Here is a 20,420-nt window from a genome sequence, read left to right as displayed (position 1 = left end):
TTTGCCTCTAACTAAACTTGAGGATCTGCTCAAGCTTTGGAAGACGGCGAAGTGTTGTTTTTTACGAGATCTGTCTCAGGAATTGGGGCAATATATGCAATCAGTAGCATACCTAAACCTGCAGCAAAGAATGACAGCACGCGCATTAAAGTTCCAATATTAGATAAATCTAAAAGCACCAATTTTAAGGTCACAATCACCAAAATACTGCTGCCTAAAATCCACAAGGCACGTAATTGTTTCAGACTGGCAATCCACATGGCGATACAAGCCAAACTCACCCAAAGCAAGGTCAAACTGAGCTGCACAGTGGCATCTTGCCAAACAGCAATTTGGTTGATTGGCGTTCCCAAATACAGATGTAAGGCACGTAATAGCACATAACTACTTAGCCACAGTAAACTCAAGACCATAATTACCGCTGCCAAGCCTTGGTCTAAATGGGTTTTGCGTTGCAGATTCAACATCCACAAAATAGCCACCAACATGGCTATACTAACCAAATCAAATGGATTCAAAATAGGCAGTACATAGCCGTAAAATGCGTGTTCAGTCAACAGTTGTGAACATAGCATCCACATCAACATGAAGATTAAATTGCTACGCGCATACCAAAATTTGCGCCAATCTGAATCCGGTTGTTGCCACCAACACCACGCCGCAAAGAGCAATGGTAAAATCACCACGCTGCTATACGGATGCTGTGGTAACAGCGTTAAACTCGCCATCGCCAAAATGGGTAACAGTCCTAAACTCAGCCATTCTTTGTCGCTGCGGACAGTCCATAAAGGACGCAACCACAACACACTGAGCACGCCTGCAAACAAGGCAAATAGCAGACGTTCAGTACCCGAAACCCAATGCACCGCTCCATCATAGCTACGGCTGAATAATAAACCTGCTGCAGTGAGCGAAACTGGCGTTAGACCTAACCATTTGGGCAATAGCCATGACCATGTCGCTTGACGAGAAAGTAGTACTTCGTTGATAAGTAAATAAATGACCACCACCGCCAAAAGCGTCTGTACGGTTGCAAGTTCTCCATCAAAGTAATCTAAACCTAACCATAGCCATAAACTGGTTGCAGACAACATCATTAAACACAGTACGCTCGTGGTTGCTGTGCTCAGTTGTTGTCTGAAAGCTGCACGGCTGTTGGAAAACACCACAACCGTGGCATAACTTAGGCTCAGTACCCAATAAATACTGCGCTCGAAATAAGGCAACTCTACTAAATAATACAGCCCAGATAAGCCCGCTACGGCAAACAAACCTAGTGCCAAATAACGGCTAATTTTAGAATATTGAATAAAGGCAAAAATAAACACAGCCACGCCTTGTAATGCCCAACCAATGACACTCCATTGTTCAGGCAGTAAAATAGGTGGAATCAACACACTAAAAATCAGCATCAAACTGAAATAACTTTGTGCAATAAATTGTGTCTGCCGATGCTGTTTGGTCAGCCAATACAAACCTGCAAAAACCACCGCAAATAACAAACTAAAGGCTGCCTGCTCTGCTGTTTCTTCAAAATACATCAGATATAAACAGGCATAACCGACAATGGGTGCGCCAAAAATCAAGGCAAGGTCTAAAATAGGTTTCAGCTGAAACGTGGCGACATCTTCCTGTGCCAAAAGCTGACTAAAGCGAAAACCCAACCAAATAAAAATAGCCGCATGCGCCAAAACTAAAAGCGTTAGCACCTGCCGTTCAAAGATATAACCATGATAAAAGGCATAGCTGCCACCCACCACAACCGTCATTAAAAACGCAATTTGATTTAAATATTTCCACGGACGTAAACTACTTAAAATGGCAACCGAAATATTAATCAGCAAATAATAGGCAATAAATTCAATGGCTGTTGCATTACGAACAGGTAAAGTAAACGGTGCGAAATACGCAATCAGCATTGCCATGAGGGCAAGTTCGACTGATTGTTGTTTTAAACTCAGCCAGAGCGTGAGCAACATCACCACAATAAAACACAGACTGGCGATAGCTAAATTTGGAATGACCAAATTGTAATAGGCAAAAAATAAGGTCAGACACAGCCCAGCCAACCCCAAACCTTGCACACCCAAAGCAAAGCTGCGATTTTTGTTGCGTAACAGATAACCGAATACTGTCACTGCTGCACTCACGCCAGCAACGAACAAAAGTTTCACTGCCAAACTAAATTGCCAATGTTCAGTAGCAAAACGTAGCAGTAACACCACGCCTATGAGTAACACTACAATTGCTGCTTTTAATACAGGATTACCATGTATCAGCCATGATTGAGCTTGTTGCAATAAACTGTTACTTGATGAGCGCGACTGAGTTGCAAAAGGTGCAACAGACCTTGAGGATTTGGCTAAATCTGGAGCTGAATATTCTTGATGTAGATACTCTTGGTCTTGATATGGATAAGAAACTTGAGCTGCTTGTTCCCGAACAGAATTCGGCTCGCTCGATAATGTGGAATCAGATTGAATAGCGATGGTTTCAGGTTGAGAAGCGGTTGATATAACACCATCATCCACATTTGCCTTAACTGATGAAAGACTTGCATCAACTTCAGATGTATTGGCTAAAATATGCTCTGCGAATTGCGTTTGAACCTTTTTCTCTTGAGCATTGGTCTTTTGAGGATAGCTCTTTTGAGCATGCGCCTGAAGCTTAGCGGCACTTTGTAATTGCTGTAATTGATACAGTCCTTGCTCCAAACGCTGCAACCATCGCAACAACATAAAAATCCATGCACTTAAAGCAATAGATGTCAGTAAATACCAATCCAGCAATATTCCTAAAAAAGCAATAAAAGCGGCGATATATAAAGGAGTTTTAGAGCTTTGGCGTTGTACTTGTGACTGTGCATCCACAACCTGTTCCAGTGAGTTCTGCACTCGTCCCACAAAAAACATCACGCTGACCACCGCAGCAACTGCACAGATATAACTCAGCATCGGCACACCGAGCCACCATGCGCCAATTGAAATTATGATTAATAGCATGAACCAAATGATTCGAATTTCATTCTGCCCTGTCTGCATTGCTCTTCATTTTATTGATATTGTCATGGCTCCGATCATACAACAGACAGCACGATTCTGAATCAGGATTCATCAGCAATTCGGTAACTGTGCGTCTGCAACACTTGCCTTAAAAATCAGTTTCTGCGACAACTGCAAAAATCACGTACAATAAACTGCTTATTTGCAGAAGGAATCAATCCATGCCACCATTTGTCTTGGTCGATGGCTCATATTTTCTATTTCGTGCCTTTCACGCACTACCACCATTAACCACGTCAACTGGTTTACATACCAATGCTATTCGTGGCGCGATCTCTGCGATTCAAAAGTTGATGCGTCGTACTCAGCCTACTCACATGGCGGTAATTTTTGATACGCCTGAGCCGACTTTCCGTCACGAACTATCGCCAATTTATAAAGGTGACCGCCCAAGTATGCCTGAGGAACTTTCTCAGCAAATTCCATACTTACATGCTTTAATTCGTGCTTTGGGTATTCCACTTTACATGCTACCAGGCGCAGAAGCCGATGATATTATTGGAACTTTAGCCAAACGTGCCGAAGCCGAAGGACAGCAAGTACTGATTTCTACGGGCGATAAAGACATGGCGCAGTTGGTGACTGAAAAAGTTACCCTTGAAGACAGCTTCAAAGAAAAGCCAATGGATATTCAGGCTGTATTTGACAAGTTTGGCGTATGGCCGCATCAAATTATTGATTATCTGACCCTCATGGGTGATGCTTCCGATGGTATTATGGGCGTGCCCGGCATTGGCGCCAAAACTGCTGCAAAACTACTGACCGAATATGGCTCGATTGGTGCGATTTTAGAAAATGTCGATCATATTAAAGGCAAAGTCGGACAAAATATTAAAGACAATGCCGATGGCATCGCGCTAGATCATCAACTCGCCAGCATTGTTTGTGACCTTGATCTGAACTTTGGTTATGCCGATCTAAAACTACAAGACCCTAATGTTGAAGCCTTACGCAATTTATATACCGAGCTAGAATTCCGTAATCAATTACAATCGCTCGATCATCCAAATAATCCAAATAACAGCAATTATAAACAAGCTGCAAAAACAGTCGCCGCACCGACAGCCAATGAAATTGAAACTGAAGATCAAGCCACGCAAAGCAGTGTTGATGATCAACTCGGTGCAGCAACATACCACACCATTTTAGATCAGGCGCATTGGGATGCTTTGCTGCAACGCTTGCAAACTGCACAGCGTTTTGCCTTTGATACAGAAACCACCAGTCTGGATTATCGCGTTGCAGAAATTGTTGGTTTTTCTATCGCGTTCGATGCCAAAGATGCCTATTACGTACCTTTGGCGCATGATTATGAGGGCGCACCACAGCAGCTCAACCGTGATCAGGTTTTGGCACAAATCAAACCTATTTTAGAAAATAATGCGGTGGATAAAATTGGGCATCATTTAAAATATGATGCGCATGTGCTTGAAAATCACGGTATTCATTTACAAGGTTGGTATTTCGATACCATGTTGGCATCTTATGTGCTTAACTCTGTCGCAACCCGTCACGGCATGGATGATGTGGCACGCTTATATTTAAGCCACCTGACCACATCTTATGAGCAAATTGCAGGCAAAGGCGTCAAGCAAAAAACTTTCAATCAAATTGAAATTGAAACGGCTGCGCACTACGCTGCAGAAGATGCGCATATTACGTATCGTTTATATGAAGTGCTGTCTGCGAAGCTACAAAAGCATCCTGAATTGGTCAATATTTTGCACAACATCGAAATGCCTGTGGCGCGTGTGCTGACCAGTATGGAAGAAAATGGCATTCAGCTTGATCTGAAATTTTTAGATCAATTGGGTGTCGATTTTTCCCAAACCATGCAAGATTTGGAAAACCAAATTGTAGAATTGGCAGGTGAAAACTTTAATGTCAGCTCACCGAAACAAGTGGGCGAAATCCTGTTTGATAAACTCGGACTCAAAGGCGGCAAGAAAACCGCAACAGGTCAATACAGTACCAGTGAAAGTGTTTTGGAAAAAATTGAGCATCCGATCAGTAGTTTAATTTTAGACTACCGTGGTTTATCTAAACTCAAAAGCACCTATACCGATGGCTTACTGAAGCAAGCCAACAACGATACGCATCGAGTGCATACCAGTTATCACCAAGCTTTGACTGCAACAGGGCGTTTATCTTCTACTGATCCAAACTTACAAAACATTCCAATTCGTACTGAAATTGGTCGTCAAATTCGTAAAGCCTTTGTCGCACCTGAAGGTCGCGTGTTGTTGGCAGCCGACTACTCGCAAATCGAATTGCGTTTAATGGCACATTTTTCACAAGATGATGCCCTACTCGATGCCTTTAACCATGGACAAGACGTGCACCGCCGTACTGCGGCAGAAGTCTTGGGTATTGCCTTAGAAGACGTAACCTCAGATCAGCGTCGTCAGGCCAAAGCTGTAAACTTCGGTCTGCTCTACGGCATGTCGGAATTTGGCTTAATTCGTCAGCTTGGGTTTACCCGTGAAGAATCACAAAACTACATCAAGCAATACTTCCAGCGTTATCCGGGCATTTATGAATATATGCAACGTACCCGCCAAGTCGCGCTAGAACAAGGTTTTGTAGAAACTATTTTAGGTCGTCGCCTCTATACGCCAGATATTGCTGCACGTAATATGATGGTACGTAAAGCGGCAGAACGTGCGGCAATTAACGCGCCATTACAAGGCTCTGCAGCTGATATTATTAAAATGGCGATGATTGAAGTCGACAAAATGTTACCGCAAGCGCAAGCCAAAATGTTGCTGCAAGTACACGATGAATTGGTATTTGAAGTCGATGCAGATGCGGCAGATGAACTCGCGCCGAAGTTGGCAGAAGTCATGCAATCTGTGGTGGAAATTTCTGTACCATTGGTGGTGGAAGTCGGAAAAGGCAATAACTGGGATGAAGCGCATTAAAGTCGTTGCGCTCTCTTTTTTCAGCACCTTCCTTCGCCTAGAAGGAGGTCAGGATGCAGGTTATTTGTATTTCTGAAGACTCATTAAGGTCGTCAGCCCAAACTTAAACTACAAAAAAAGGACTCGATTTGAGTCCTTTTTAATGTTTTAGGATAATGCGACTTATAAGCCAGTCAGCAATACAATCGCTACCTGATTCATAATAATTTCAGCGATATATAAAGCCAAAAATGCAATAATTGGCGACAAATCAATCATGCCCATGTTCGGCAATAAACGACGAAATGGTGCTAATAACGGCTCTGCCAACTCTTGAATCACCTCAATATACGGGCCACGAGATTGAGTAAACATCACCACCCAACTCAAAATAATGGTGGCAAAAATCAAATAACGACAGAAACGGATTAAATCCTGAATCATGGTCACAAAAGTCAGAATCAGTAAGTGAATTGGACTATTCGGCATCGCACCATTGAGATACATAACACCAAAAATTTTGAGTAGATACAACACCACCAACAAAGCCAAGGCTGCAGAGTTAACTCGACCTTTGCCAACCGTTGGAAAAATACGTCCAAATACATCTACAATTTTGGTGGCTTTAATGGTTGAAAGCACCACAGGGTTATAAGGACTCACCGCTGCCAATTGCATTAAGAAACGGAAGAATACGAGCAAAATCGCTACGTTAATGATAATGCCAAAAATTAGCGCAGAATTTGCACCCATACTTAAACTTTCCTAAAATTTAAATTCATTGTTTTTCAATAATTAAATACTATCACTCAACTCTTGCGCTAATTCTTGACTACGCGTTTTAGCAGCAGCCAATGCCGCCTGAATATTTTGTGAAATTTGCGCATGATCAAACACTTCAATTGCCGCTTGGGTCGTGCCATTTGGTGAAGTTACATTTTTGCGTAATTCTGCAGGTGTATTCGAGCTGGTAATTGCCATTTGTGCTGCACCCAAAGCAGTTTGTAACGTCAGTGCTGTCGCCACTTTTTCATCTAAACCTAAGTTCTTGCCTGCACGAATCATACTTTCCATCAAATAGAAGAAATATGCTGGCCCTGAACCAGATACTGCAGTCACAGCATCAATTTGCGCCTCAGAGTTTACCCAAATAGTTAAACCTGTCGCTGCCAAAACCTGACTTGCCAATTCACGGTCAGTGCTATTGACCTGTTCGGTTGCATACAAACCATGTGCACCTGTTTGCACCAAAGCAGGCGTATTTGGCATTACCCGCACTACACGTTCTGTACGTAATAACTCAGAAATCGTGGCAATTTCTGCGCCCGCAACAATCGAAATCACCAGTTTATCTTCAAACTGACCGTGCAATGGACGCAATACTTGTGCCAAAACCTGTGGTTTGACTGCAAATACCACAATATCTGCATCTGCAATCGCGGCCAAATTATCCTCAGTGACATGCACATCTTTTTCTTTTAATAATTCACGCACTTGTTCTACAGGGTCTGAAACTGTAATACGGGTTGGCGGCAAACCTCTGGCAATCAAACCACCAATCAAGGCTTGCGCCATGTTGCCACCGCCAATGAAACTAATATTACAATTCAATACTGCACTCATGATTCACGCTCTTCGTTGAGTTCTTTGTCGTTAAGAGACTAAATTCGGTTGCCATCCATCTGCGACACAATAGTCCGACTGTGCAAGCCAAAAGCCTTTGGGGCTAAAAACGCCTAGCATAACATTATCTAGGCTTAATATTTGAATTGTATGACGCGTCCACGGAAAAATTTGTGCTTCCTGAATGGCTTTTTTCAGTGGCCATGTGCCCACCCGACCATACAAATGAATTTTTTCACCACCCAAACGTGGCAGTAAAGTTAACGGACGATTCAGCAAAGTTGCAGATAAACCGACTTTGGCTTGTTGCAGTTGATAACAGCCAGACCACACTTGAAAAGTCTGATCTGCCTGCAAACATAACACTTGTTCTTCTGCCTCAAAATGTTCTGCAGCTAAATACTCCGCTTTCGGCAAACGAAATAATTGTTGCTGATAACGCAGATAATAATAATCCTGACAATGTAATGCCGCTTGTGCATCGGCTTTGGCTTGAATCACCTCACGTTGCAAGCGTTCGACCATATCAAAACTTGGGCGATATTGTGCCTGTCCTTTCATCCATGCCGATAATAGCTGACGTTGCCGTGACAAAGACAATTGTTGTAACTGAATTAAATTCAACTGCGAGTCTGTGCCACATGCAGCTAAATCCTGCGCCAAAACTTCTGCCAAAATGTTTTCAGTATCTTGCATCAAGTTTGCAGTACGCGTCACAGCTTGCTGCATTTTAGGAAAACGCTGTTGCACGACAGGCCACAATATTTCTCTTGCCCAAGCTCGGTCATAATGCACATCCTGATTGCTTGGGTCTTGCACATAATCGAGCTTTAATTCAGCACTCCATTGGCAAATCTGCTCACGCGAAATATCCAATAACGGACGCCAAATACTGATGTCATCACGCACATCGACAGCTTGCATGGCAGCAAGTCCTTGCACACCTGCGCCTGAAAACAAACGCAGCAATACGGTTTCTGCCTGATCTTGCTGATGATGCGCCAATACTAGAACTTCGTTGCTATCTAAGTGCTGCATATAGGCCTGATAACGCGCCTGACGTGCCTGATTTTCTAAATTACCCTCAGACACACTGACTTTTTGCAGCACACACGGCACATTTAAATTTTGGCAGGTGGCTTGCACCAATGTGCCCCACGCTGCGCTTGGACTTTGCAATTGGTGATCAATATAAATCGCGCGTACTTTTTCAGGGCACAAAAACGACAAAAGATGCAGTAGCAGCATGGAATCCATGCCGCCACTACATCCGATTAAAAATTTTGTCTGTGCAGAAAAAGCCTGTAATTGGCTTAAGACGCTAGACCTAAATTGTCGCTGCCAAACTTCATTAAACGCTGGTAACGTTCTTCGCATCGTTGTGTTGCATCCATCGCTTGCAATTCATCCAAAGCTTCTTTTAACACATTTTTCAGACTGTGCATGACTTGTTCAGGGTTTAAATGCGCACCCTCACCTTCATCAACCACGTATTCTACAATACCGATCTTTTGCAGTTTTTCTGCAGTCAATGCCAATGCTTCACTGGCTTGTTCGGCTTTTTCTGCAGTTTTCCACAGAATAGACGCACAGCCTTCTGGTGAAATAACAGAGTAAATACTGTGTGACAACATCACCACACGGTCAGCCACACCAATACCCAACGCACCGCCTGAACCACCTTCGCCCAATACTGTAGCAATTACAGGTACTTTTAAGTTCGACAGTTGTGCCAAGCTGGTCGCAATCGCTTCTGCCTGACCACGTTCTTCTGCACCTACACCTGGGTAAGCACCCATTGTATCGACAAAAGTGAAAACTGGCAGATTAAAACGCTCTGCCATATCCATAAGACGCTGCGCCTTACGGTAACCCTCTGGATTACACATCCCGAAGTTGTGTTGTAATTTTTCGCGGGTACTGCGACCACGATGTTGACCTATCACCATGACAGGCTGACCATCAAAGCGTGCCAATCCACCGATCATTGCACCATCATCACCAAATAAACGATCACCATGCAAGGCATCAAATTCAGTGAAAATTTCACCCACATAGTCTAGAAATTGCGGACGTTCAGGATGACGTGCAATTTGCACGGTTTTCCATGCTTTAGATTGAGCAGCTTTTTTCATAAGTCGACTGTTATCCCTAAATTAACCAAATCTTAATCGACAAATTGTTCCGACTGAATATTCAATTCAATGTCCCAATTCTTGAATTGCACTTGTTCATCGTGCAATTCAGCGACAAGCAATGGCCATTGTTTGGCATCACCCGACACGCTGAGCTGCCATTGTTGCGCATTGCGGATGCTTAATTCAATGGCAGGAAGCATCGCATCGCTACGACTTGCGTTGACCAAAACTGCAAGGCGAAGCAACAAACTTAAGTAAACAATTTTATTGCCACCCGCTTTCAGTGCTTCTGTTTTCGCGTCTTGGCGCAACTTTCGACGATGGTTGCCGACCAAATGCGAGAGATAGTTTTGGTCAATTTGTGAGAAACCGGGAATGTCCGAATGTTGCAATAAATATGCACCGTGACGATGATAACTGCTGTGACTGATGGCTAAACCAATTTCATGTAGGTACGCAGCACGACGCAATAAGTCACTATCTTCGTTATTTAATTTTAATGATTCTGCCACGCTGTCAAATAAATGTTGCGCAGTTTTCACCACACGTCCAGCCTGTTTCGGGTCTGAGTTATAACGCCCCATCAAGGCCTGTACACTGCGATCACGAATGTCTTCATGCTGGAAACGTCCCAACAAGTCATACATTACGCCTTCACGCAAAGCCCCATCGGAATACACCAGTTTATCGATATCTAATACATCAAATACCGCATATAAAATTGCCAAACCTGCTGGCAAAACTGCTCGACGGTCTTCTTTTAGACCATCAAATTCCATTTCTGATACGTGTTTAAACTTGAGCAAACGGTCTTTGAGTTTTTCTAAACCTTCACGAGTCAGATTTTCCTGCTCATTGCTCCAGCCCATATTTACCGTAATTTGACGACAGGCTTTAATGGTACCGCTCGAACCTGCAACGGTATCCCAACCTGCTTCTTTATAAGTATTGGCAATCGAATACAGTTCTTTACGCGCTGCAACCACTGCTTTTTCAAAACTGCTCTTGCTAATTTCACCATCGGCAAAATAGGCTTTGGTATAGGCCACACAGCCCATTTGTAAAGATTCGGTATGAATTGGCTCAAATTCTTCGCCAATAATCAACTCTGTCGAACCACCGCCAATGTCAATTACCAAACGACGACCACTATTTGCCATCGTGTGCGATACGCCTAAATAAATTAAACGGGCTTCTTCACGCCCTGCAATAATTTCAATAGGTTTAGGCAAAATTTCTGCGGCTTTTTGAATAAACTCATGTCCATTTTTGGCCTGACGCAATGCGTTGGTTGCCACAATACGCAAACGGTTTGACTGCACCGCAGTTAAACGTCCCACAAAACGCGCCAAACATGCCAAACCACGTTGTTGAGCAGCTTCGGTCAAATTCTTATTTTCATCTAAACCTGCGGCCAACTGTACTTTTTCTGACATTGATGCCACTTTTTTTACTTCACCATGATCCACTCGAGCAATCGCCAAGTGGAAACTATTCGACCCCATATCGATGGCTGCGAGTAACTCTTCATCAATTAAAAAATCAGACATTCTTCAAACAAACCTAGACAGAATTGTGCCTAGAGTAATTCACATACACCTAATTTAAAAGCCATTTATCAGCACAATTTGACGACTATTTAAATTTTCCGCATATATGACAATTGTGTTACAGAATTAGCATTTTCGTTTAGCGTTATCGTCACGATCAATTAGACAAATTTGTATTTTGAGTGGAAAATCCACAGATTCCCCTACTTTGTTCAAGATGGCTATGTAATACTAACTAAAGCTATCTTAAAAATTATTTGGAGCGTAATCCATGTCTGGCAACATCGTAAACACCACTGATGCAAACTTCGAAGCAGATGTTCTTCAATCGGATACTCCTGTATTGGTTGACTTCTGGGCTGGCTGGTGTGCGCCATGTAAAGCAATTGCACCTGTACTTGAAGTACTTGCAGACGAATACCAAGGCAAAGTTAAAATTGTAAAAGTTGATGTAACCTCTTGCGAACAAACTGCAGTGAACTACAACATCCGTAATATTCCAGCATTATTGATGTTCAAAAATGGTGAAGTGGTTGCACAGCAAGTCGGTGCAGCACCTAAATCTAAATTGACTGCGTTTATTGACGAAAATATCTAAGTCGATTGATCCATCGTCTATTTATAGAGATGATGAAAAAAAATACGCCACGCATTGGCGTATTTTTTTTGCCTACAAATTGACAAGTAGACGTTTCTCTCTTATATTGCATGCTCAGGAAACGCAGGATCTTTCATCCTCTTTCTGAAAAGACACAACACAAAAATGCCGCTCGGCAACAGAAATTGTTTTTCACATTTTTCAATCAAACAATGAATCAGTGCTCTGAATCGTTATTGTGCAAATACAATTGCTTTCATTTTATTGTATGAATGCGGCTAAATGTTGCTCCCTCTCTAACCTGTACCCCAGAATTTTAATTCTATCAGAACCTCTATGAATTTAACCGAACTCAAGAAAAAACCGATTGGCGAACTCATCAAGATTGCCGAGTTTATGGGCCTTGAAGGAATGGCGCGTAACCGCAAGCAAGACATTATTTTTGCCATCTTAAAGCGCCATGCCATGAATGGTGAAGAGATTTTTGGTGATGGCGTTCTAGAAATTCTCTCTGATGGTTTTGGTTTCTTACGCTCAGCTGCAGGTTCATACCTTGCTGGCCCAGATGATATTTATGTCAGCCCTTCGCAAATTCGTCGCTTTAACCTGCGCACGGGTGACACCATTACAGGTACGATTCGTCCACCAAAAGAAGGCGAACGTTATTTTGCTTTGCTCAAAGTCAATCAAATTAACTATGACACCCCTGAAAATTCACGTAATAAAATCTTATTTGAAAACTTAACCCCGCTTTTCCCAACAGAACAGTTGGTGATGGAGTTAGGTAATGGAACAACTGAAGACTTAACTGCACGTGTGGTAGATTTGGTTGCGCCAATTGGTAAAGGTCAGCGTTCAATTATTGTGGCTCCGCCTAAAGCGGGTAAAACCATGTTGCTACAAAACATCGCTCAGTCGATTGTTCGTAACAACCCAGAAGTGTTCTTGATTGTACTTCTCATTGATGAACGCCCTGAAGAAGTGACTGAAATGGAACGCACCGTGCGCGGTGAAGTGATTGCATCAACATTTGATGAGTCACCTGCTCGTCACGTTCAAGTTGCAGAAATGGTCATTGAAAAAGCCAAGCGTTTAGTTGAACATAAAAAAGACGTGGTGATTTTACTGGATTCGATTACCCGTTTGGCACGCGCCTACAACACTGTCGTACCTTCTTCAGGCAAGGTTTTAACAGGTGGTGTTGATGCGCACGCTTTAGAACGTCCAAAACGCTTCTTTGGTGCTGCACGTAATATTGAAGAAGGTGGTTCACTCACCATTATTTCGACTGCACTGATTGAAACTGGCAGTAAAATGGATGAAGTGATTTACGAAGAGTTTAAAGGTACAGGCAACCAAGAGATTACCTTAGACCGTCGTATTGCAGAAAAACGTGTTTTCCCTGCCATGAACATCAAAAAATCAGGTACACGTCGTGAAGAGCGCTTAATGAGTGAAGATAATTTGCGTAAAGTTTGGATTTTGCGTAAATTGTTACACACTCAAGATGAATTGGCAGCAATGGAATTCTTGCTTGATCGCATGAAAGAAACCAAAACTAATGACGACTTCTTTGATCAAATGAAACGTAAAGCAGCCAATTAAACGGCTATAAATATTAGAACACCTAAAAAAGTCATCTTAAAACGATGGCTTTTTTATTTGGTTGACAAAATTTACATAAAGACACAATTGCACGCGGTATATGTAAACTTATTTTTAAGTAAATGATTATAAAAAAATATTTAGTAAAAACCTTTTAGTTTTTAGCCAGTTACCGTGCAACTCTCCAATCTAAAATGCCAAATTAATTGTTATTTTCTGTTAAAAAAGCACGTATTTTTCGCGTTTTTTTGCCTTTTTTTCAATCAACCTAGTAGCAATTCAAAAAGCGCAGTGATAGCATATTCGCAGACCAGTTAGACTGCGCCTGCGTTGTTAGTGCCTAACAAAATTTAGGAATAATAAAAGCATACAACAGACTAACGTCGGTTTTTTTTAATCTCATATTTTAGAGAGTGATGCCATGTTATTCAAAAAAATCGCTATTGCTGCTGCAGTTGCTACTACTTTAGCTTTCGTTGGTTGTGCTAAAAAAACTGAAGAAGCTGCTGCTGACGCTAACGCTGCTGCATCTGAAGCTGTTGTAGCTGCATCTGAAGCTGAAGCTGCTGCTGACGCTGCTGCTGTAGAAGTTGCTTCTGGCGCTGAAGCTGCTGTAGATGCTGCTGACACTGCTGCTGCTGCTGCAACTGACGCTGCTGATGCTGCTGTAGACGCTGCTGCTGCTGCTTCTGAAGCTGCTGCTCAATAATCGATACGATTATGCAGTACAAAAAGAGAGCCGATGGCTCTCTTTTTTATTTCTGAATATTTTGTCTAAAATTTATTTTACTCAGCACAATATCTCCAAATCGCTCAATCCATCTTTTTCAAGTAGATGATTCAGCATATAAAAGCATTTAACCAAAACACTTAACCCCATTCGGCATTTATTTCGATATAACCTTTTGGTTTCTCATCTCCACGCTCAATTCTTAGGTAGCGTCTTGTTCAGCTCTACAGTGTTTTCATTCATATCCATAGTTTGATTCAAGTCTCTCAATTGCAAGATCAATCACTATGTCTTGCTAAATCACAGCGTCTTTCTAAAATCTCTTATAAAAAGCATAAAAAAAAGCAGATCAATCGATCTGCTCATTTCCCACACGCTGGCGGAATTTCTGCCCTGCGCGGAATGTGACTACACGGCGGGCTGAAATTGGAATTTCTTCGCCTGTTTTCGGGTTGCGACCAGGTCGTTGACGTTTATCACGTAACTCGAAGTTCCCAAACCCTGAAAGTTTAACTTGCTCGCCAGAGATCAGTGCTTGGCTGATCTCATCAAAAAATAACTCGACCATTTGTTTCGCTTCACGGCGGTTTAAACTCGTGAGCTCACTTAAATGATCAGCCATTTCTGCTTTTGTTAATGCTGTCATGAAGCCCTCAATGTCGCTTGGTAAGTGTTTTCCAACACTTGCAGAATGTTATCCATACCAGATTTAATTTCAGCATCTTCAAGTGTACGTGTTGGATGTTGCCATAACAGAGCAAAAGCCAAAGAACGCTTGCCTTGTTCAACACCTTGTCCAGTATACACATCGAATAACCAAGTTGAGTCTAACAGCGCTCCACCCGTTTTTTCAATAAGTTGCTGAATTTCGCTTACATTTATCTTATCACTAATTAAAAGCGCAATATCACGTCTAACCGATGGAAAACGTGATAATTCTGTAAAATTAGATACATAAGTTTGCAAAACTGCTGTTTGATCGAGTTCTGCTACCCAAGCCGTGCCTAAATCCAGCTCATCTTCTAAAGATGGATGTAAACGACCAAAGTAACCAATAGACTGACCATCTACCAAAATTTCAGCAGATTGTCCAGGATGCAACCAAGTACGCTCTGAACGAACATACTCTACCTGCACACGACCTGCAGCTAAAATTTCTTCAATATCGCCTTTAAAATCGAAGAAATCCATAGGCTGAGCTTTAGCATGCCAAGATTCTGCATGTTTAGCACCCACCGCAATCAATGCCAAAGTTGGAATTTGCTTCAAGTCATGAATGCTTGCTGCATGTTGATAATCAAAACGTAAACCCAACTCAAAGAAACGCACACGGTTTTGTTGACGATTCACGTTGTACTGAACGCATGGAATTAAGCTGGATAACAACGTTGAGCGCATTACTGCCAAATCGCTTGAAATTGGATTCGCCAATGCCAACGGATTCACTGCAGGGTTTAATTGTTTTTCCAATTTTGCATCGGCAAAGCTAAAACTAATTGCTTCTTGATAACCTAAAGTCACTGCGGTTTGACGTAATTGCGCAACTTCAAACTGATCTTGGTATTTTGCTAATTGCACATCAATCACAGGCAAACTGATTTGAATGTTGTCATAACCGTGAATACGAGCAACTTCTTCAATTAAGTCTTGGTAAATTGCCATATCAAAACGATGTGATGGTGGTACAACGCTCCACTGACCTTCAGCTTGAACAGTAACTTCGCAGCCTAAACGAGTTAAAGCATCGGCAATAAATGTAGCATCAACGTGATAACCCAAGAGCTGATCGACTTGCGCTTGATTTAACGCAATTGCTTCACGTGTTGGCAATTGTGCTGCTTGTTCTGCCACTGTAATTGGACCAAATTCGCCGCCAGCAAATTCTGCAATCAGTTGTGATGCACGGTTCATCGCCAATAATGGCAATTCAAAATCGACACCACGTTCATAACGCTGTGAGGCATCGGTATGCAAACCATAACGACGTGCACGACCTGCGATATGCAATGGTGCAAAGAAAGCGGATTCAAGGAAAATTTCTGTGGTTTCATCACTTACCGCAGAAGATAAACCACCCATGATGCCCGCCATCGCCAATACTTTTGCGTCATCGGCAATCACCATCACATCATCTTGCAGCTCAACTTCTTGCTCGTTTAACAGCACCAATTTTTCTGCTGCAGTCGCTTGACGAACTTGAATGCCACCTTGAATTTTAGCACCATCAAAAGCGTGCATTGGCTGACCCAATTCAATCAAGACATAGTTGGTAATATCAACCAAAATACTGTGCTGACGGATACCTGAACGTGCCAACGCGCGCTCCATCCACTCAGGTGTAGCGGCTTTGGTATTTACATTTTTAATCACACGACCTAAATAACGTGGGCAGCCTTCCGTCAAACTTTGTACAGTTTTTTCATCCTGAATAGTTGCCGCTACTGCCTGAATGTCAGGTGTATTCACTGGCAATTGGTTAATCACCCCAATTTCACGGGCAATACCACGAATACTGAAACAATCACCACGGTTTGGAGTAATACTGATATCAATGACATGGTCATCTAGATCAAGATATTCACGTACATTCACACCTACAGGTGCATCTGCAGGCAGTTCCAATAAACCATCAAGTTTATCTTCAAGGTCAATTTCTGATGCGCCACAGAGCATCCCTTGTGATTCCACACCACGCAGTTTGCCTTTTTTGATTTTAAAGTCGCCTGGCAATACCGCACCAATGGTTGCCACAGGTGCTTTCATACCTACACGCACGTTTGGCGCACCACACACAATCTGCAACGGCTCACCTGAACCAATATTTACCGTAGTCACACGTAAACGATCTGCATCTGGATGCTGTTCAACCGTTAAGACTTCACCCACCACAACGCCTGTAAATGGCTTTGCTGCTGGTGACATATCATCAACTTCTAGACCCAGCATCGTGAGTTGATTCGATAAAGTATCGCTGTCAATGGCTGGGTTAACCCACGTGCGTAGCCAATTTTCGCTAATTTTCATTGATATAAAACCTATAAATCTAAATTTTGAATCCCCTCTACTCCCTCTTTTCAAAGAAGAAGCATCCTGTGTCATATATGGACACCCCTCTCCTTTTAGGAGAGGTCAGGGAGAGGTATAAATTTGTTTTTAAGCAAACTGGCGCAAGAAACGCACATCATTTTGGTAGAACATACGCAAGTCATTGATGCCATAACGCAACATCGCAAAACGCTCTACCCCTAAACCGAAGGCAAAACCTTTATATTTTTCTGGGTCGATGCCTGAAGCGCGTAACACGTTTGGATGCACCATGCCGCAGCCCAAAACTTCCAACCAGCGACCACGTTCATCCATAATATCCACTTCAGCACTTGGCTCTGTGAATGGGAAATAAGATGGGCGGAAACGTACTTTTAAGTCTTTTTCAAAGAATTCATTTAATAAGTTAATCAACAAACCTTTGAGTTCTGCAAAACTGGTATTTTCTGCGACGTATAAGCCTTCAATTTGATGGAACATTGGTGAGTGTGTTTGGTCTGAGTCGCAGCGATACACACGACCTGGACAAACAATACGAATAGGCGGCTGTTGATTTTCCATGGTGCGAATTTGTACGCCCGACGTGTGGGTACGCAATAAATGATTCACATCAAAATAGAAAGTATCGTGCATGGCACGCGCAGGGTGATGTCCTGGAATATTCAACGCTTCAAAGTTGTGATAGTCATCTTCAACTTCTGGGCCCGTTGCCACGGTAAAACCTGCTTTGGTAAAGAATTGGCAAATACGTTCCTGTACCTGCGTAACTGGGTGAATACTGCCGATGCTTTGACCACGACCTGGCAAAGTAATATCAACGGTTTCATTCGCCAGTTTTTGTGCCAAAGCCGCTTGTTGTAATTCAGTTTGACGCGCAGTTAATGCCGCATTGATTGCTTCACGCACAGCATGAATTTGTGCACCAAATTCTTTACGCTGTTCAGGGTCCATTTTACCCAGTGCTTTGGATTGTTCCGCAAGCTGGCTTTTTTTCCCCGTAAATTGCACTCGCACCTGGTCGAGTGTAGCAAGGTCCTCTGCTGCTGCAATTGCAGCGAGCGCTTCATTGGTCAGGGCTTCCAGTGACATAGTAACTCTCAAAAGCAACAATTTAGAAATAATTTAAAAACCCCGTATTCTAACAGTTTTTAGTCGCTTTGATGAAGCTTCGATGTAATGAAAATTAGATTAGCATCTTGAAATACAAAAAGTATAAGATAAAGCCAATCACCACGAGATCTCAACATTATGGCGCTCGATCAGATTTGGAAACAGCAACTTGCCCTTGTGACTTATGGCAATGAATATTTGGCTCAAGATTTAAGTTTTAATCATTGGCTCAAGCATCAAGTGTTTAACCAGCATCAAATTCAGTTTCGTGATTTATTGTCACAACATTTACTGGCACAACACTTTCAAATCTGGTTAGAGCATCTTAAACAACAAGGTGTGCGACGTTTAAGCCTACATCAGGCAAGTATTTTAAATGATGAAAAAAACCCCAATCCAAATGTAGAGTTATTGCCTTTTGCACACTTTATTGTGAGTCACGAGGCACAGCACAAATCTGCTTGGATTTTCGGAAAAGAGCTTGCAGAATGGTATACCGCAGAACAAGATTATATGGCGCCTGTTTCCCAACAGAGCGAGCTACGTCAAGAAGTCATGTGGCGTTATCAATTAAATCACAAACTTGCCAGACAGCTCGATACAGATTTTGCCTCTCCAAACTGGGATGAAATTGATCGCTTTATTCGCTCCGAGTTATTTTTAAATCCTTGTGCTACAGAGTTTGTTGAACCAGAGCAAAGCGCTAAACCTTATTTCGGTGTAGATCTTACTCAAAACGCAACTGAAAGCATGTACCCAACTTTGGCGTTAATTCCCGCAGACTACCCTGCTGCCTATGCACATCAGATGCTGTATCGTTTAGATGCACTGGATCAACACATTCAGAATAAAATCCAGCATCCTTATCATGCCGATGGCACAGAACTTGAACCAAGCGAACAACTCAATTTACGTCATTTTTCTCAGAAACTTGAAGATTTACACGCCAAATTTATTACCAAGGTTGCGAACCATTATCAGACCGCACAGCTCACGCCAGTGCAAACACCTGATCCTTTTGAATCAACGCCTAGCCAAGTACAAAACATCGCTTCACCACAAATACCAACACCTGCAGCTACGCATAAAGTGGGTACATCTGCCGTGATTAAACTGATTTTAATGACTGTGGTTATTTGTGCAGCTGCCTATTATTTTGGTTTATAAGCTTAGGGGCTGTTGACAATTCGTCTATGTTTGCGACAACGCATATTTTTTAGCTGATATAAGGCATGGGACAGGAAATTTAGTCATTCTAAATGACTGGCACATAACGCAATAGCAGCAAAAAATATGCTTATCCTTCGCTGCGCCTTCCGCTGCAAACAAAGCAGTGCTTGTTTTTGCTCAGGCTGTGGCTAAAAATTTCTCAGATTGAGTTATGAAACTTGGCAGAGACCCTAAATTTCAGGCATAAAAAAAGACCGCAAATGCGGTCTTTCTTTTAAGTCATAAAGACTTATGCAGCTAATGCATCTTTAGCTTTTGTAGCTAAAGCAGCAAATGCAACTGCGTCATGCATAGCGATGTCAGCAAGTACGCGACGGTCGATAATCACTTGTGCTTTTTTCAAGCCAGCGATCATACGGCTGTACGATAAACCATTTTGACGAGCGCCCGCATTGATACGCGCAATCCATAAAGCACGGAATTGACGTTTCTTTTGACGACGGTCACGGTAAGCGTATTGACCTGCTTTGATTACCGCTTGGAACGCTACGCGATATACGCGTGAACGAGCACCATAGTAACCTTTAGCACGAGCAAGAATTTTTTTATGACGGCGATGAGCCTGTACACCACGTTTTACACGAGCCATTTATAATCTCCTTAGATGTATGGGCACATAGCACGAACAGCAGCAACGTCACTCACGTGAACCATTACACAGCCGCGCAATTGACGGATACGTTTAGCAGATTTTTTGGTCAAAATGTGGCGTTTGAACGCTTGTTTACGCTTGAAACCGTTAGCAGTCGCTTTGAAACGTTTAGCTGCACCACGGCGAGTTTTTAACTTAGCCATAACAACCTCTTTAAACACCTGTTCGGCACGTCTG

General features: G+C 42.5%; 16 protein-coding genes. 5 read left to right on the top strand and 11 right to left on the bottom strand.

Annotation, left to right across the window (positions count from 1 at the left end; translation table 11 throughout):
• Positions 1-29: 29 nt before the first annotated feature.
• On the bottom strand, positions 30-3,041 hold the full coding sequence (locus FTV52_RS08080; RefSeq protein WP_179990514.1) for a DUF2339 domain-containing protein: 3,012 nt from the start codon (positions 3,039-3,041) through the stop codon (positions 30-32).
• Between the two features lie 182 nt (positions 3,042-3,223).
• Here FTV52_RS08080 and polA point away from each other — a divergent pair, with 182 nt between their 5' ends.
• A complete protein-coding gene (gene polA, locus FTV52_RS08075; protein ID WP_179990512.1) occupies positions 3,224-5,983 on the top strand; it encodes a DNA polymerase I in 2,760 nt (919 codons plus the stop codon).
• 162 nt (positions 5,984-6,145) lie between these two features.
• Here polA and FTV52_RS08070 read toward each other — a convergent pair whose 3' ends face one another.
• From FTV52_RS08070 to ppx, 5 genes are read right to left on the bottom strand one after another with little or no spacing between them, the layout of a single operon-like run.
• Positions 6,146-6,715 (bottom strand): YggT family protein, encoded by a 570-nt coding sequence (locus FTV52_RS08070; RefSeq protein ID WP_004975174.1) that lies wholly within the window; start codon positions 6,713-6,715, stop codon positions 6,146-6,148.
• 42 nt (positions 6,716-6,757) lie between these two features.
• A complete protein-coding gene (proC, locus tag FTV52_RS08065; protein WP_096902428.1) occupies positions 6,758-7,585 on the bottom strand; it encodes a pyrroline-5-carboxylate reductase in 828 nt (275 codons plus the stop codon).
• Between the two features lie 30 nt (positions 7,586-7,615).
• Complete coding sequence (gene tilS / locus FTV52_RS08060; protein WP_179990511.1) at positions 7,616-8,962, bottom strand: tRNA lysidine(34) synthetase TilS; 1,347 nt, start codon at positions 8,960-8,962, stop codon at positions 7,616-7,618.
• A complete protein-coding gene (locus FTV52_RS08055) occupies positions 8,899-9,720 on the bottom strand; it encodes an acetyl-CoA carboxylase carboxyltransferase subunit alpha (RefSeq protein ID WP_004975170.1) in 822 nt (273 codons plus the stop codon). The genes tilS and FTV52_RS08055 overlap by 64 nt, the downstream gene beginning before the upstream one ends.
• Positions 9,721-9,752: 32 nt before the next feature.
• Complete coding sequence (ppx, locus tag FTV52_RS08050; protein ID WP_004975167.1) at positions 9,753-11,273, bottom strand: exopolyphosphatase; 1,521 nt, start codon at positions 11,271-11,273, stop codon at positions 9,753-9,755.
• Between the two features lie 271 nt (positions 11,274-11,544).
• Here ppx and trxA point away from each other — a divergent pair, with 271 nt between their 5' ends.
• The 3 genes from trxA (at position 11,545) to FTV52_RS08035 (ending at position 14,185) form a co-directional block, all read left to right on the top strand.
• Complete coding sequence (gene trxA / locus FTV52_RS08045; RefSeq protein ID WP_004975164.1) at positions 11,545-11,871, top strand: thioredoxin; 327 nt, start codon at positions 11,545-11,547, stop codon at positions 11,869-11,871.
• Between the two features lie 336 nt (positions 11,872-12,207).
• The gene (gene rho, locus FTV52_RS08040; protein WP_004975162.1) at positions 12,208-13,476 is read left to right on the top strand and encodes a transcription termination factor Rho; all 1,269 of its coding nucleotides are present in this window, start codon (positions 12,208-12,210) and stop codon (positions 13,474-13,476) included.
• Between the two features lie 421 nt (positions 13,477-13,897).
• Positions 13,898-14,185, top strand: a complete 288-nt coding sequence (locus FTV52_RS08035) for a hypothetical protein (RefSeq protein WP_004975160.1) — start codon at positions 13,898-13,900, stop codon at positions 14,183-14,185.
• Between the two features lie 370 nt (positions 14,186-14,555).
• Here FTV52_RS08035 and FTV52_RS08030 read toward each other — a convergent pair whose 3' ends face one another.
• The 3 genes from FTV52_RS08030 to pheS form a co-directional block, all read right to left on the bottom strand.
• Positions 14,556-14,852 (bottom strand): integration host factor subunit alpha, encoded by a 297-nt coding sequence (locus FTV52_RS08030; protein ID WP_004649746.1) that lies wholly within the window; start codon positions 14,850-14,852, stop codon positions 14,556-14,558.
• Entirely contained in the window at positions 14,849-17,230 is a 2,382-nt protein-coding gene (pheT, locus tag FTV52_RS08025; protein ID WP_104852457.1) for a phenylalanine--tRNA ligase subunit beta, read from the bottom strand. The genes FTV52_RS08030 and pheT overlap by 4 nt, the downstream gene beginning before the upstream one ends.
• A 129-nt stretch (positions 17,231-17,359) precedes the next feature.
• Entirely contained in the window at positions 17,360-18,340 is a 981-nt protein-coding gene (gene pheS / locus FTV52_RS08020) for a phenylalanine--tRNA ligase subunit alpha (RefSeq protein WP_004975156.1), read from the bottom strand.
• Positions 18,341-18,499: 159 nt separating this feature from the next.
• Between pheS and FTV52_RS08015 the strand changes: the two genes are divergently transcribed.
• Positions 18,500-19,528 (top strand): hypothetical protein, encoded by a 1,029-nt coding sequence (locus FTV52_RS08015; RefSeq protein WP_004975155.1) that lies wholly within the window; start codon positions 18,500-18,502, stop codon positions 19,526-19,528.
• 292 nt (positions 19,529-19,820) lie between these two features.
• Here the strand turns inward: FTV52_RS08015 and rplT are convergent, their stop codons facing one another.
• Both rplT and rpmI read right to left on the bottom strand, forming a co-directional pair.
• A complete protein-coding gene (gene rplT / locus FTV52_RS08010; protein WP_004975153.1) occupies positions 19,821-20,180 on the bottom strand; it encodes a 50S ribosomal protein L20 in 360 nt (119 codons plus the stop codon).
• Between the two features lie 11 nt (positions 20,181-20,191).
• Positions 20,192-20,386, bottom strand: a complete 195-nt coding sequence (gene rpmI, locus FTV52_RS08005; RefSeq protein ID WP_004975152.1) for a 50S ribosomal protein L35 — start codon at positions 20,384-20,386, stop codon at positions 20,192-20,194.
• Between the last annotated feature and the right edge of the window lie 34 nt (positions 20,387-20,420).

This window comes from Acinetobacter sp. YH1901141, assembly GCF_013416935.1.
Classification (GTDB): Bacteria; Pseudomonadota; Gammaproteobacteria; order Pseudomonadales; family Moraxellaceae; genus Acinetobacter; species Acinetobacter towneri.
The sequence above is the reverse complement of the archived record's forward strand: the minus strand, read 5'-3'. Positions and strand labels throughout refer to the sequence as shown.